General features: G+C 61.5%; 18 protein-coding genes. 6 read left to right on the top strand and 12 right to left on the bottom strand.

The window, feature by feature from the left end:
• Positions 1–17: 17 nt before the first annotated feature.
• The 3 genes from I6G90_RS17305 to I6G90_RS17295 are packed head-to-tail and all read right to left on the bottom strand — an operon-like array spanning position 18 to position 2,380.
• On the bottom strand, positions 18–1,367 hold the full coding sequence (locus I6G90_RS17305) for a sensor histidine kinase (RefSeq protein WP_042063812.1): 1,350 nt from the start codon (positions 1,365–1,367) through the stop codon (positions 18–20).
• Complete coding sequence (locus I6G90_RS17300; protein ID WP_005339826.1) at positions 1,364–2,020, bottom strand: response regulator transcription factor; 657 nt, start codon at positions 2,018–2,020, stop codon at positions 1,364–1,366. The genes I6G90_RS17305 and I6G90_RS17300 overlap by 4 nt, the downstream gene beginning before the upstream one ends.
• Positions 2,021–2,041: 21 nt before the next feature.
• A complete protein-coding gene (locus tag I6G90_RS17295; RefSeq protein WP_042063810.1) occupies positions 2,042–2,380 on the bottom strand; it encodes a PepSY domain-containing protein in 339 nt (112 codons plus the stop codon).
• Positions 2,381–2,443: 63 nt separating this feature from the next.
• On the opposite strand from I6G90_RS17295, the gene I6G90_RS17290 reads away from it, so the two are divergent.
• Entirely contained in the window at positions 2,444–2,692 is a 249-nt protein-coding gene (locus I6G90_RS17290) for a PepSY domain-containing protein (RefSeq protein ID WP_058051998.1), read from the top strand.
• Here I6G90_RS17290 and msrQ read toward each other — a convergent pair.
• Together msrQ and msrP are read right to left on the bottom strand one after the other, a co-directional pair.
• Positions 2,689–3,315 carry a protein-methionine-sulfoxide reductase heme-binding subunit MsrQ gene (gene msrQ, locus I6G90_RS17285; RefSeq protein ID WP_111807327.1) on the bottom strand — a complete coding sequence of 209 codons (627 nt, stop codon included), beginning with the start codon at positions 3,313–3,315 and terminating at the stop codon, positions 2,689–2,691. The genes I6G90_RS17290 and msrQ overlap by 4 nt on opposite strands.
• Entirely contained in the window at positions 3,306–4,307 is a 1,002-nt protein-coding gene (msrP, locus tag I6G90_RS17280) for a protein-methionine-sulfoxide reductase catalytic subunit MsrP (RefSeq protein ID WP_058052000.1), read from the bottom strand. Before msrP ends, msrQ begins: the two co-directional genes overlap by 10 nt.
• A 368-nt stretch (positions 4,308–4,675) precedes the next feature.
• Here msrP and I6G90_RS17275 point away from each other — a divergent pair, with 368 nt between their 5' ends.
• The gene (locus I6G90_RS17275; protein WP_197928480.1) at positions 4,676–5,158 is read left to right on the top strand and encodes a DUF1097 domain-containing protein; all 483 of its coding nucleotides are present in this window, start codon (positions 4,676–4,678) and stop codon (positions 5,156–5,158) included.
• 128 nt (positions 5,159–5,286) lie between these two features.
• Here the strand turns inward: I6G90_RS17275 and I6G90_RS17270 are convergent, their stop codons facing one another.
• From I6G90_RS17270 to cydH, 4 genes are all read right to left on the bottom strand, one after another.
• Complete coding sequence (locus I6G90_RS17270) at positions 5,287–6,567, bottom strand: sigma 54-interacting transcriptional regulator (protein ID WP_005339807.1); 1,281 nt, start codon at positions 6,565–6,567, stop codon at positions 5,287–5,289.
• On the bottom strand, positions 6,564–7,091 hold the full coding sequence (locus I6G90_RS17265) for a hypothetical protein (RefSeq protein WP_408628284.1): 528 nt from the start codon (positions 7,089–7,091) through the stop codon (positions 6,564–6,566). The genes I6G90_RS17270 and I6G90_RS17265 overlap by 4 nt, the downstream gene beginning before the upstream one ends.
• The gene (locus I6G90_RS17260; protein WP_197931215.1) at positions 7,088–8,488 is read right to left on the bottom strand and encodes a sensor histidine kinase; all 1,401 of its coding nucleotides are present in this window, start codon (positions 8,486–8,488) and stop codon (positions 7,088–7,090) included. Before I6G90_RS17260 ends, I6G90_RS17265 begins: the two co-directional genes overlap by 4 nt.
• 103 nt (positions 8,489–8,591) lie before the next feature.
• On the bottom strand, positions 8,592–8,684 hold the full coding sequence (cydH, locus tag I6G90_RS17255) for a cytochrome bd-I oxidase subunit CydH (protein WP_111807323.1): 93 nt from the start codon (positions 8,682–8,684) through the stop codon (positions 8,592–8,594).
• Positions 8,685–8,808: 124 nt separating this feature from the next.
• Between cydH and I6G90_RS17250 the strand changes: the two genes are divergently transcribed.
• Complete coding sequence (locus tag I6G90_RS17250) at positions 8,809–9,384, top strand: 2-amino-4-hydroxy-6-hydroxymethyldihydropteridine diphosphokinase (RefSeq protein ID WP_197928478.1); 576 nt, start codon at positions 8,809–8,811, stop codon at positions 9,382–9,384.
• On the opposite strand, the gene I6G90_RS17245 is transcribed toward I6G90_RS17250, so the two are convergent.
• Positions 9,310–10,014: an SDR family oxidoreductase gene (locus I6G90_RS17245; protein WP_197928477.1), complete on the bottom strand. Its 705-nt coding sequence runs from the start codon at positions 10,012–10,014 to the stop codon at positions 9,310–9,312. The genes I6G90_RS17250 and I6G90_RS17245 overlap by 75 nt on opposite strands.
• A gap of 162 nt (positions 10,015–10,176) precedes the next feature.
• On the opposite strand from I6G90_RS17245, the gene I6G90_RS17240 reads away from it, so the two are divergent.
• On the top strand, positions 10,177–10,581 hold the full coding sequence (locus I6G90_RS17240; RefSeq protein ID WP_111807320.1) for a CBS domain-containing protein: 405 nt from the start codon (positions 10,177–10,179) through the stop codon (positions 10,579–10,581).
• Here the strand turns inward: I6G90_RS17240 and I6G90_RS17235 are convergent.
• Complete coding sequence (locus I6G90_RS17235) at positions 10,578–11,114, bottom strand: DUF2301 domain-containing membrane protein (protein WP_005357578.1); 537 nt, start codon at positions 11,112–11,114, stop codon at positions 10,578–10,580. The genes I6G90_RS17240 and I6G90_RS17235 overlap by 4 nt on opposite strands.
• An 87-nt stretch (positions 11,115–11,201) precedes the next feature.
• Between I6G90_RS17235 and I6G90_RS17230 the strand changes: the two genes are divergently transcribed.
• Positions 11,202–11,966, top strand: coding sequence for a substrate-binding periplasmic protein (locus tag I6G90_RS17230; protein WP_197928476.1), 765 nt, complete (start codon positions 11,202–11,204; stop codon positions 11,964–11,966).
• Positions 11,967–11,974: 8 nt separating this feature from the next.
• Here the strand turns inward: I6G90_RS17230 and asnC are convergent, their stop codons facing one another.
• A complete protein-coding gene (gene asnC / locus I6G90_RS17225; protein WP_033135290.1) occupies positions 11,975–12,436 on the bottom strand; it encodes a transcriptional regulator AsnC in 462 nt (153 codons plus the stop codon).
• A gap of 154 nt (positions 12,437–12,590) precedes the next feature.
• On the opposite strand from asnC, the gene asnA reads away from it, so the two are divergent.
• A complete protein-coding gene (gene asnA / locus I6G90_RS17220; RefSeq protein ID WP_197928475.1) occupies positions 12,591–13,583 on the top strand; it encodes an aspartate--ammonia ligase in 993 nt (330 codons plus the stop codon).
• The last annotated feature ends 54 nt before the right edge of the window (positions 13,584–13,637 follow it).

Below are 13,637 nucleotides of genomic sequence, written 5' to 3'. Positions count from 1 at the left end.
AATGCCATATGTTATGCCTAGCTCTCGACTCTTGCCACCTTGGGCAACGAGAGAGAGGCGGCCAGACCGCCCAGTTCGGCGCGGCCCATGATGAAACTGCCCCGATAGGCTTCCGCCAGATCGGAGACGATGTTGAGACCCAGGCCCGAGCCCGGCACCTTCTCGTCGAGCCGCACTCCGCGCAGCACCGCTTTGGCGATCTGATCCTCGCTCATGCCGGGGCCGTCATCCTCGATACGCAGGGTGATCCAGCCCCCCAGCTCGGCGCTGGAGATGCGCAGCTCGCTGGCAGACCACTTGAAGGCGTTCTCCAGCAAATTGCCCACCATCTCGTCGAAGTCCTGCTCCTCCACCCCGACCGCCAGATTGGCAGGCACTTGCAAGTCCACCGTCTTGCCCGGATAGAGGCGGGAGAAGGCGCGGCAGATGTACTCCACCCGCGCCCGCACCGGGGTCGAGACCCCGAGGATCTTGGCGGCGCCGGTCACCCGCGCCTTGCCAAGGTGGTAATCGATATGGCGCTGGATCTGGTCGAGCTGCTCACCGATGGCGGCCTGATCCTCCGGCGGCAACTGGGCCACCTGATTGCGCATGATGCTGAGCGGCGTCTTGAGGGCGTGAGCCAAATTACCGGTGTGGGAGCGCGCCCGCTGCAGCAGCTCGCCGTAGTGGTGCAGCAGCCGGTTGATATCCTCCACCAGCGGCTGGATCTCCAGCGGATAGCGCAGCCGGAACCCCTCCTGATGACCCTCATGAACCCGCCCCAGCTCGCGGCGCAGCAGGTGCAACGGCCGCAAACCATAGACGATCTGGAACATGAAGCCGAGCACCAGACCGGCGGCGGCAAAGCCGAGGCCGAGGAACAGGCTGATGCGGGTCTTGTTGAGGGTTTGGGTCAGGGCGCTGCTGTCCTTGGCCATCACCAGAGTGAACACTCGATCGGAACCGGGCAGCAGCACGGTGCGGGTCATGATCAGCAAGGGTTCACGATTTGGCCCCTTGCCGACGAACAGATCGGGATCGCCAAAGGCAGACTTGAGCCCGTCGCTCTTCAGGGTGGTATCCCACAGGGAGCGGGAGCGCCCCACCACATCGTGGCCCAGCTCCAGTTGCCAGTAGTAGCCGGAGTAAGGCTGGCTGAAACGGGGATCCGACATCGGCTCGACCACCACCGGCAGGCCGGTTTTGGCCACTTCCAGCCGGGAGAGCAGATCATAGAGCTGCAGGCGCAGACCGTCGGCCTCCGCCTCCTGCCAATAGTTGCGCATCATGGTCTGCAGGCTGAAACCGGTGGCGAACAGAAACAGCCCGCACCACACCAGCGCGATGGCGAGCAGTCGCCCCCGCAGGGTTCTCACCAGTCTCATTCGTTGATCCGGTACCCGAGGCCGCGCACTGTTTCAATCAAGTCTGGGTTGGTTTTCTTGCGGATGCGGCCGATGAACACCTCGACGGTGTTGGAGTCGCGGTCGAAATCCTGGGCATAGATGTGGTCGATCAGCTCGCTGCGCGACACCACCTTGCCCCGGTGCTGCATCAGATAACCGAGCACCCGGAACTCGTGGGCGGTCAGTTTGATGGGAGTCCCTTCATACCACACCTGCGATGCCGCCATGTCGAGGCGCACCCCGCCAATCTCCAGAATGGAGCTGGCGTTGCCTGCCGCCCGGCGCACCAGCGCATGGACACGCGCTACCAGCTCGGCCACCTGGAACGGCTTGGTGAGGTAGTCATCGGCACCGGCGTTGAGCCCTTCGATCTTCTCGTGCAGCTGACCACGGGCGGTCAATACCAGCACAGGGGTATCGATCCCCTTGCTGCGCCACTCTTTCAGCACGCTCAGGCCATCGCGCCCCGGCAGACCGAGGTCGAGAATGATGGCGTCGTAGGGTTCGGTCTCACCGAGGAAACCGGCCTCGTTGCCATCGTGGCAGAGATCGGTGACAAAGCCGGAGAGGCGCAGCTGTTCGGCCAGCTGGCCGGCCAGGATTTTTTCGTCTTCAACAATCAGAATTCGCATGAACAGGCTTCCACACAGGGGTTATTCATCATCCTCGACCGGGGGCTTGGGCGGTTCGAACAGCCGCTCCAAATGGTGGCCCTTGGCCCACACCAGCTCAAGGTTGTCGGCCCGATAGGCCACCTTGATCACGCTGTTCTCCCGATCGATGACTCGCAGTTCATAGAGCCAGATACCATCCTCTTCCCCCAGATCCACCCGCAACACCCGCACCGGCAATCTGGCCGCCACCTCCATCATTTCATGGAAGGGCCGAACCCGTCCCTCATGGACCGCTTGCTGCAACTGGGCTTCATCAGGCGTGACCGCCTGTGCCAGCACCGGCAGCAATAACCCGAGCAGAGGGAGCGCTCTATTCATGGATGATTCATCTCCAAAAACCTAACATAATGGCGTTTATAGTCTGCCAGCCATGAATCCGGAATGAATATGATCCCGCGCAGTGTCCTGCTGATCCTTTGTCTGTTGAGTGCCACAAGCTGGGCGGCCCAGAGCCGTCTCGACATGGCCGGGCTGGTCAAACTCCTGCTGGCGCAAGGGTATCACGACATTCGGGAAGTGGAGCTGGAAGGGGACAAATTCGAGGTCAAAACCCTCAATCGCCAGGATCAGAAGGTGCATCTCATCGTCGATGCCTACACGGGCGAGATCAAACAACAAGAGGCCGATTAGGCCTCTTTTGCATTCCAGCGTCCCCGCCAGGGGCGCAGCAGCTTATCTTTCCTCGGCCAGAGCAGGGCGCAGGCCAGCAGCAGGTAGATGAGGGGCTCCCCCCAACCGCTCTTGAGCGACCACCAGTAGTGCACCGGCACCAACAGGGCGATGGCATAGACCCAGTTGTGCAGCTTCTGCCATGCGGCGCCCATTCTGCGCTGCAATGCGGGCAGCGAGGTGATGCTGAGGGCGGCCAGCAGCAGCAATGCCACCATCCCCACCACTATGTAGCTGCGCTTGACCAGCTCGCCGCCAATCAGCCCCCAGTCAAACTGCAGATCCAGCCCCAGCCACGCCATGAAGTGGAGCAGCGCCCAGGCAAAACACCAGAGCCCGAGGGGGCGGCGCAGCTTGATGAGCTGCCCCTGCCGCCAGCGCTTGGCCAGCGGCGACACCAGCAGGGTGAGCAGCAGCAGGTTGAGCGCCCCCTTGCCGAGGTAGTGGATAAGCTCGGGCACCGGATCGCCACCCAGCAGGCCTGCCGGAATGGCAAACCCCAGCCAGAGCAGGAAGCCGAGAGCGCCCAGATGCACCAGCGCCCGCAAACCGCTGATATGGGCCGGTTTCAATCTCAGTACCATTGGCGCAGATCCATCCCCTGATAGAGCGAGGCGACTTCGTCACCATAGCCGTTGAACATCAGGGTCGGCTGACGCTTGGCGCCAAACACGCCACCCTCGCCGATAAAGCGCTCGCTGGCCTGACTCCAGCGCGGGTGATCCACCTGCGGATTGACGTTGGCGTAGAAGCCATATTCGTTGGGCGCCAGCAGGTTCCAGGTGGTGGGGGGCATCTCCTCCACCAGCCGGATCGAGACGATGCTCTTGATGCTCTTGAAGCCATACTTCCACGGCACCACCAGCCGGATCGGCGCGCCATTCTGGGCGGGCAGGGTCTTGCCATAGAGCCCCATCGCAAGGAAGGAGAGCGGGTGCATCGCCTCGTCGATACGCAGCCCCTCCACGTAGGGATACTCGATCCCCCCCCCCAGACTGGAAGCCTGCCCCGGCAGCTGTTTCGGATCAAACAGGGTTTCGAAGGCGACAAACTTGGCGCGACTGGTGGGCTCGGCGCGGCGGATGATCTCCGCCAGCGAGATACCGTTCCAGGGCAGCACCATGGACCAGGCTTCGACGCAGCGCAGCCGGTAGATCCGCTCCTCCAGCTCGCTCTTGTTGATGAGATCCCACACATCGAGGGTAAAGGGCTTGGCCACCTCCCCCTCCACCTTGAGAGTCCAGGGTTCGGGTTTGAGGTAATGGGCGTTGCGGGCCGGGTCGGACTTGTCGGTACCCAGCTCATAGAAGTTGTTGTAACTGGTGGCCTTTTCCTCCGGTGTCAGCACCAGATTGGCCGGGCGCTCGGCAGGCTTGCTGTTGAGCGGCCTGGTGGCTAATTGGGGAGCATCCTCTTTACCGCGCAGCAGATCGAGCACACCGGCCTGAGTGGGAAAAGCGAGGGTGGCGGCGCCCAGACCCAGCCCCTTGAGAATAAGGCGGCGATCCTGATAGACGGCTTCCGGAGTGACATCCTGTTCGGTGAGGGGGTGAGCGGCACGACGCTTGATCAACATGAAAAACTCCCGGGGCTACATAAGGCGATATGGATAAGACCCGCCCCGGCAGATTTTTATTTCACACAAATTTACATCATGTGGTGCAGGGGCAGTGCCTTGGCCATGGTGCCGACCAGAAACAGGACTACGAACACCAGCAGGGGAACGATCACATTGGGCGCCATCAGACTCACTCCATGAGCAGGACAGGGCCTCTAACTATGGCCGACTGTCAGGCCGGTCACCAATGAATTTTTTTCGCGAGCGCAAGCGTATTCCTGAGTTGAAAAGGGTGATAAAGATCACACACAATTCGGCCCCCGCTTGCCGCCCCGATTGCCGGGGGTAGGCTGCCCATTTTGCGAAGCCAACTGAAGAGTCGCCCCATGAGCCCACTGATCGCCATCGCCATCACTACTGGAATTCTCTCCGCTGTCTGGGGCTGGATTGCCGTCGCGTTCGGCCTTATCTCCTGGGTCGGCTTTCTCGGCTGCACCAGCTATTTCGCGTCAAACGGCGGCTACAAGGCGCTGCTGCAGACCATCTTCTGCAACACCAGCGGCATGCTGTGGGCGCTGCTGCTGATCCATGGTGGTGACCTGTGGGGTGCTGGCGTGGCGGGCTATGTGATGACGGGGGTGGTGGCCACCCTGATGTGCGTGCAGGCCAAGCAGCAGTGGCTCGGCTACATTCCCGGCACCTTTGCCGGTTGCTGTGCCACCTTCGGGGCGGCTGGCGAGTGGCGGCTGATCCTGCCTTCCCTCATCATTGGTGCCTTGTTCGGCTACCTGATGAAGGCGAGCGGCCTCTGGCTCTCCCATAAAACCCAGAAAGCCGATGCCGCTCCGGCTGTGATTGATCCCGCCTGATTTCATTCACTCGCCAGATCATCGGCGCACCCTTGAATTCAGCTACCCGATGAAGGCGAGCGGCCTCTGGCTCTCCCATAAAACCCAGAAAGCCGACGCCGCTCCGGCTGTGATTGATCCCGCCTGATTTATCCCTTCGATTTGAAGTTTGCAGCTTCGATACCGTGCCGATTCAATAACTTGTAGAAATCGGTACGGTTTCTGCCCGCCATGTTGGCCGCCAGGGTCACGTTGCCCTCGGTGGTGCGCAGCAAACGGATCAGATACTCCTTCTCGAATTCGGCCCGCGCCTCGTTGAACGAGGGGATGCCGCCGCCACCGCCGCTCAGGGCGGACTCCACCATGGAGACCCCGATCACCGGGCTGCAACAGAGGCTGGCGAGCTGCTCCACCACGTTGCAGAGCTGGCGCACGTTGCCGGGCCAGGCAGCGGCCGCCAGCATCGCCAGCGACTCGGGCGAAAAACCCATGGCGGCGCAGTCACTGTGGCGGCTACGGTAATCATCGAGCGCCTGTCGGGCCAGCAGGGGGATATCCTCGCTGCGGGCACTGAGAGACGGCAAGGTGATATTGGCGACGTTGAGACGGTAGAAGAGATCTTCCCGAAAACGCCCCTCCTCCATCGCCTTGACCAGATCCTGATGGCTGGAGCTGAGCACCCGCACCTCCGGCGTGCCCTGACCATACTCCTCCATCACCTGCAGCAGCTTGGCCTGCAGGGATTCGGAGAGGCTGCCAATCTCGTCGAGAAACAGGGTCGCCCCCTTGGCCTGCTCGAACAGCCCTGACTGACCATCTTCACCAAACAGCTGCAAGTCGAGTGACGCCCACGGAATGGCGGCGCAGTTGATGGTATGGAGCGGCTTGTCACGGCGCTGACTGGCCTGATGCAGCGCCTGCGCCATCGCCCCCTTGCCGGAGCCTGACGGCCCCATGATCAGCACCGGCACCTCCATGGTGGCGATGCTGTGAGCCTGGATCAGCAGTTGCTCCAGCTGGGGATTGCGGGTCAGGATCAGCGACTGCCACTCCTGCTGCTGTTTCGGCCGGGTCAGGCTGAGAGCATGTTCGATGGTGGCGAACAGCTCATCCTTGTTGATGGGTTTGGTCAGGAAGCTGAAGACCCCGGAGCGGGTCGCCTGAATGGCGTCCGGGATGGTGCCGTGGGCGGTCATGATAATCACCGGCAGACCCAGCCACTGGGCCTGGATCCGCTCGAACAGCGCCAGACCGTCCATGCCGGCCATCCGCAGATCGCTCAGTACCAGATCGGCCCGTTGCTGACGCAACCGGTCGAGGGCCCCTTCCGCACTGTCGGCGGTATCCACTTCATAACCCTGACTGCGCAGCCGCATGCTCATCAGTTTGAGCAGGCTGACGTCGTCATCCACCAACAGGATCCGACTCATGGTATTACCTCACGATTCTCGTTCAGCTTGCGCTGGTTGAGCTGGTCGTCGATGGCGGTCAGCTGCTCGATCTGGCGGCGCAGCCGCTGGATCTCCTGACTCTGGTCATCGCGACGGCTGTCGCGGGCCAGCAGCTGCTCGCCGAGGGCGATCCAGCTGCGCAAAAAGGCCTGCGCATCGAGCCCCAGTTCGGGCAGCATCTTCTTCAGGCGCACCAGCCCGGCGGTGCGATTGGCCACCGATTCGGCGGGGTGGGAATCGACCATTGCCAGACTGACCCGGCTCTCCAGATCGTCGGCCCCTTTCAGCCGCTGACGCTCCTGCACCCGTTGCTGGGGGTGACTGGCCAGCAGCCAGTCGGAGTATTGCAGACGCACCTGCATCTCCTTGTTGGCAAACTCCATCCGCTTGGCAAAAGCGATATCGGAGGAGTCCCGCTGTGGCTGTTGCGGCAGCAAGGAGCAACCCGCGAGCAGCCCGACCATCAGCGCTGGAAATACGCGTTGTATCTTCATAGTCCTCATTTCAACGTCAACCTGAAGCAGACATCCGCCTGTTCATCTTCTACCAGAACCAGTTCTCCCCCCAGGCTGGTGGCAGACTCGCGGGCGATGGAGAGGCCCATGCCAGAGCCTTTCAAGAGACCTTGCCGCACTGTGCTGCCCTGCTCGAAGGGTTCAAAAATTCGTTGCTGATCGGCCACGGGGATCTCGGGTCCCTCGTTGGCAACCTCCAGCCAGCTTGTCTGTTCGTCCTGCCCTGCCCTGATCCAGATATTGCCCCCGCTGGCGCCGTAACTGACGGCGTTGGAGAAGAGGTTATCGAGGATCAGTCGCAGCCGGTAGGGCTCAGCCCACAGGGTAACCGGCACGGTCGGCAAGTGTACACGGATCTGCTTGGACTCCAATGCCAGCCGGTACTCTGCAGAAAGTTCCGACAACATCGGCAGCAGGGGAACGGGCTCCAGTTCGAAGGCCTCCTGCTGACTGAGCCGGTTGAAGTCGAGCAGCCGCTCGATCAGGGTCTGCAGGCGGCGACTGTTCTCGTCGAGCATCTGGCAGATCTCCAGCTGATCCGCGGTCAACGGCCCCACCAGCTGTTCGCAGAGCAGATCCGTGCCCTCCCGCAGCACCGCCAGCGGCGTCTTGAGCTCGTGGGAGACATGGCGCAGGAACTGGTACTTCTGCAGCTCCAGCTCCTTGAGTTTGTCGTGCAGCCAGACGATCCGCTGCCCCAGCAACACCAGCTCGGCGGGACCGTCAACCGGGCTGGGATCGGGTTCGACCCCGGCCCCCAGACTCAAGATGCGCGACTCAATCTGTCGTACCGGGTGGATGATGAGGTAGGTGAAGATAAAGACCAGCAGCAGGCTGATGGCCGCCACGACACCGCTCACCCACCAGAGTTCGCGGGTCAGCTCCGCGATAGTCAGTTGTACCCGATCGATGTGCTCATCAACCCGGCTGCGGGTGACCACTTCGAGCTGCTTGTTGGCATCATTGAACTGCTCGAGCTTGTCGCCCGCCACCGCCGTCCGGGCCAGCGCGGCATCCTGCAAACTGTCGAGCCAAGCCAGCCCCTGATCGAGCCCGCGGTAGAGCTGGCCATCGGAGATGGAGCTGCGATGTTCCGCCAGCAACACCCGATACCCGTCGAGTTGCTGCTGGTAGCTGGTGAGGCTGCGCCTGTCCCCCAGCACCGCGAAGCGGCGCAAGGTGCGTTCGATATCGATGGCTTGCGCCGTCAGCAGGGTGGCACGGCGGGTATCCTTGACCGCCCGCACCATCTCGTCGTTGGTGAGCTGGCTGAGGTGGGCAAGGGCGGTGCTGTTGTGCCAGATCATCCCGCCCAGCGGCATCAACACCAGCGCGAATCCCATCAATACCACCTGCAGCAGGGAGCGTGGGCGAACCTTGGTCATCATCTCTTCTCATGCATTCTCACCGGTGCGCCAGCATAGCCGCACCGTCCCAAAAAACAAAACCGGCCAACGGGCCGGTTTGGATTATCTGGATTGTGGTGATTCACGCCAGCGCGACAGAGGCCAGACAGATAATCAGGATCATCGCCAGCGCGCCCGAGGCGGTCAACAGCGCCCATTTCAGCTCCACACTCATGCAAACCTCCTTTCTGCCAATCAGTGCCGGATCACAATAGATAAAACAATGTTAAGCCATAGTTAATCCGATAACCGTGAGCTGCGTATACATTTCAGATGAGCCCAACCCCGGGAAGGTGAGCATGTTCTATCTGTGTAGCATTGGTTCCAATCTTGATCCGCATATCCATGTCAGCCGTGCGCTGGCCGAGCTGCTTGCGCACGTCGGCCCCCTGCAGCTGAGTTCGGTGATCCGCACCAAGCCGGTGGGAATGCACTCCAGCCACGACTTTCTCAACTGCCTGCTGGTGGTGGAGAGTCCGCTCGATGCCGTCCGTCTCAAGCAGCGCTTTGTCGCCCTCGAAGTGGCTCACGGCCGGGATCGCAGCGACCCGCTCTGCAAGGTGCACGATCGCCCGCTCGACATCGATATTCTGGCCAGCAACACGCACGGCGACTTTGCCACGGCAGAGGTCGATTCCTATCTGGCGGAGCTGCTGGCCGAACTGTACGGCCATGGCGAGGTACATGACCCCAAGGTGGCGTTGCAAGTGGCGCTTCCCGGCCCGTCTGGCAAGCTCAAGCCCGGCAAGGGCTTGCTGACCCGGCAGGTCGGGCTGGGGCCGCTGGTGCTCGGCAGCCCCTCAGAGGGTGGCCAGCGCGCGCCCACCATCCACCTTGATGCTGGCCCCCGTCATATAACTGTTCCCCATCAGTAGCTGCACCGCCTGCCAGATGGGCTCAAGCCCCCCCTCCCGCGCCAGCGGTGTTTTCGCCAACACCAGCTGGCGCCACGCCTCGTCATGCGCGTCGAGAAACAGGATCGGCCCCGGCTCTATGGTGTTGACCCGCACGGCGGGCGCCAGCTCGCGGGCAAAGCTCATGGCCAGTGAATGGGCGCCCGCCTTGGTCGCTACATAGCTGGCAAAACGAGGGGCCGGAGCGTGGATATAGATATCGGTGATGTGAATGATGCTGGCGTTGGGATTGCTGGCCAGCTGAGGGGCCAGCGCCCGATTGAGCTGGAAGGGGGCCGCCATGTGCACCCGATAGAACTGCTCGAACTGGGCCAGTTGCGCCGCCGGATCGGCCGCCTGCGGCTCGAAGGCCGAAGCGTTGTGGATCACCAGCGCCAGATCCTGATGGGTTGCCAGCACATCGATCAGCTTGCCAACGTCCTCTTCCCGGCCAAAATCCGCCTGCACCAGCTCGACCCCCTGCGCCGCAATAATAGCCAGCTCCGGCCGTTCGCTACGATAGCTGCCCGTCACCTGCCAGCCCGCTGCCACCAGCTGTTCACAGAGATAAAACCCGAGTCTACGGCCGCAGCCCGTTACCAATGCACGCATACGATCTCCTTTCCCTTTCATGGTCTTGCATGAACGAAGCCCGCCTGCCAGCGGATCACCGCCGATGGTCGGTGCCTATCAATCCCTGCGGCACAAGCCATTGGTCGCGGGCCACCCGGCCGCGGCATAGTGGCGGCATCCCCCTCTTGCGGAGTCACCACCATGCTGAAAGTGCACCACCACATGGGTCGCCTGACCCACTCCCTCACCGCCGGACTCGGCCTGGCCGAGGCGCTGGATCGCCTGCATCAATCCGGCCTTGGCGGCCTGCCAGTGCTGGATGAGCAGAAACGGCTGATCGGCTTTCTCTCCGAACAAGACTGCATCCCCAGCCTGCTCACCGGCAGCTACCACTGCGACACCCGTACCCGGGTGGAGGATCTGATGAACAACACACCCCTCTCGGTCGGGCCGGATGACAGCATTCTGGAGCTGGCTCGCCAGATGGCCGAGGCCAAGCCCAAGATCTACCCGGTGCTGCAACAGGGCAAGGTGATCGGCATCATCAGCCGCCGTCAGGTGATGCAGGCCCTCAACCAGCAGATGAAGGTGTGCCAGCAGACCTAGATTTGATAACGCCCCTTGTCACCGATATCGAAGTGCAGGGGCATTCGCCACTTGGCCAGCGCCAGCAAGGTCAACAGGGCCCCGCAGACCAGCGCCACCAGTGCGGCTGCCCACTCCACCCGCAACCACTCCAGCAGCCATAACGCCGGCAGCAGCACGGGCACCAGCTTGATGCCGGGAATGGCGAAGCAAAACTGCTCCTTGAACGCCAGCCCGGAGAGCGTCGCCAACGCCGCGCCCAGCACCAGCGCATCCGGCGCCCCCACCGCCGCTAGGGCCAGCGCGCCCCAACCAAATCCCTGCAGAATCAGGCGAATCCGCTTGTCGTAGATATGCAGCGAGAAGCCGCAGATTGCGCTTGCCACTGCCAGCGACATCAACCATTGTGCCGACGGGAGCAGTGCCATCCCGCTCAGCAGCGCCGCACCGCGGCAAAGCAGCAGCAGGGCTGCCGCACTCAGGCCAAGGCGGTAGAGCGAGACGGTCAACTTGTCGATCCCGTCCAGCGGGCTCTCGATTTCAGGGTTTGCCATAAACAGTCGCTTCTAACGGATCAGGTGTTACCCAATATACTGGAATCAGGTTCTGGAATATCTTCAAACGGGCTCAGGAGACGTAGTTTGCGTGTGATCCCCCTGCTTTTGTTGCTGTTTCCACTCGGATTGCCGGCCAAGGAGCTGGTGATCTGCGGCACCATGGAGCCCCCGCTCAAGTTTCTCGATGCCGAGCAGAAACCCCGCGGACTCGATATCGATATCGTCACCGCCATCTTCGACAAGCTAGAGACGCCATTCCGGATCGAGCTGGCCGATTCGGGGGCCCGCCTCACCCGCAATGCCGAAACTGGCGCCTGCGACCTGGTGATGACTCACTCCTACAAGGCGGAGCGGGAGAGTTATCTCATCTACCCGCAGCAGGCCCATATTCGCCACAGCTGGCACTTCTTCGTGCGCAAGACCGACCTGCTGAAGATCCGCTACGAGACGCTGGCCGATCTCAAACCCTGGCGCATCGGGGTGACCAAGGATTTCTCCTATACCCCTGAACTGGCGGCAGCGATGGCCGACCCGGCCTATCAGTTTCAGGAGATCACCATGAACCAGCTGCAACTGCGCAAACTGCTGGCCGGGCGGATCGATACCGTGCCGATGCCGCTGGTCACAGCCTTCACCCAGATCAAGGAGGAGGGGCTGACGGGCAAGGTCGATTACCTGCCCAAGCCGCTCAAGAGCAGCCCCTACTTCAACACCTGGACCCGCGCCAGGGCCGACGAGAATACGCCCGCCCAGATGGCCGCCTACGATGCCGAGCTGCTGCGCATGAAGCGCAACGGCAGCCTCAAGGCCCTCTACGACAAGTACGGCATCCCCTATATCGAACCCTAATCAACGGGTCAGGGCTTCACATCCCGCAGGATCGGGTTTTGCAGCGAAATCAGCGTTTCAGTGGACTGGATCTCGTCGATGGTCTGGATCTTGTTGATCAACACGATCTGCAGCTCGTCGATGGAGCGGGTCATCACCTTCATGAAGATGCTGTAGTGGCCGGTGGTGTAGTAGGCCTCCACCACCTCGTCCAGCGCCTGCAGCTTGGCCAGCGCCGAGGGGTAATCCTTGGCACTCTTCAGATTGATCCCGATAAAGCAGCAGACGTCATAGCCCAGCTTCTTCGCATTCACCTGTACCCGCGTCCCCTCGATGATCCCCGCCTGCTTCATCTTCTCCACCCGCACATGAATGGTGCCCGGGCTGACAGCCAGTTGTTTGGCCAACTCGGCATAAGGGATCCGCGCATTCTCCATCAGGGCGGTGAGGATGGCCTGATCGAGATTATCGATCCGGTAATTTTCCGGCATTTTTTTGCACTCCCGTTAACGATATCTCATTAAACCACAGTGTATTTTGAAGAAAAAAACACACAAAGCCTATTTATATTGTCGAATATTGAATTTAGTTGTCATTCTGTTGAAGAATCACCACATCCAACGGGGTTTGAAACAGGAATTCAGCATGAAACAGCACTACATTCGCAGCCAACAGCAGATCAGCTTCGTCAAAGAGATGTTCTCCCGCCAACTCGCCCAGCAGCTGGGTCTGATGGAGGTACAAGCCCCCATTCTTAGCCGGGTCGGTGATGGCACTCAGGACAACCTCTCTGGCCATGAGAATGCAGTGCAGGTCAAAGTGAAGACCCTGCCGGAGCACAACTACGAAGTGGTCCATTCACTGGCCAAATGGAAGCGCCAGACTCTGGGCCGCTTCGGCTTTGGCCCGGGTGAAGGGATCTACACCCACATGAAGGCACTGCGTCCGGATGAAGACAAGCTCACCCCCATCCACTCGGTCTATGTGGATCAGTGGGACTGGGAGAAGGTGATGCCGAGCGAGCGCCGCGATCTGGCCTATCTGCAGGAAACCGTGCGCGGCATCTGGGCCGCCATCAAGGCCACCGAGCGCGCGGTCTGCGCCGAGCATGAGCTGATCCCCTTCCTGCCAGCCGAGATCCAGTTCCTGCACAGCGAAGAGCTGCTGACCCGCTACCCGGACCTCGATGCCAAGGAGCGCGAGCGGGCCATCGCCAAAGAGCTGGGAGCCGTGTTCCTGATCGGTATCGGTGGTGCCCTCTCCCACGGCGAACGCCACGATGTGCGTGCCCCGGACTATGACGACTGGAGCAGCCACAGCGAGCTGGGTCTGGCGGGTCTGAACGGTGACATTCTGGTGTGGAACCCGGTGCTGCAAGACAGCTTCGAGATCTCCTCCATGGGGATCCGGGTCGACGCCGAGGCGCTGCGCCGCCAGCTGGCCATCACCGGCGATGAAGATCGCCTGCAGTATGACTGGCATCAGGATCTGCTGGCCGCACGGATGCCGCAGACCATCGGCGGCGGCATCGGCCAATCCCGTCTGGCCATGCTGCTGCTACAAAAAGAGCATATCGGGCAGGTTCAGGTTGGTGTGTGGCCCTCTGAAATGAAGGCTGCCGTACAGGGCATGCTGTAAACGAATTGATTTCATCGGTCTGGCCCGCAAGCTGTGGCTCGCGGGTCCGCCCTG

Source organism: Aeromonas allosaccharophila (genome assembly GCF_016026615.1).
GTDB lineage: Bacteria > Pseudomonadota > Gammaproteobacteria > Enterobacterales > Aeromonadaceae > Aeromonas > Aeromonas allosaccharophila.
This window is presented reverse-complemented; position numbering and strand designations above follow the sequence as displayed.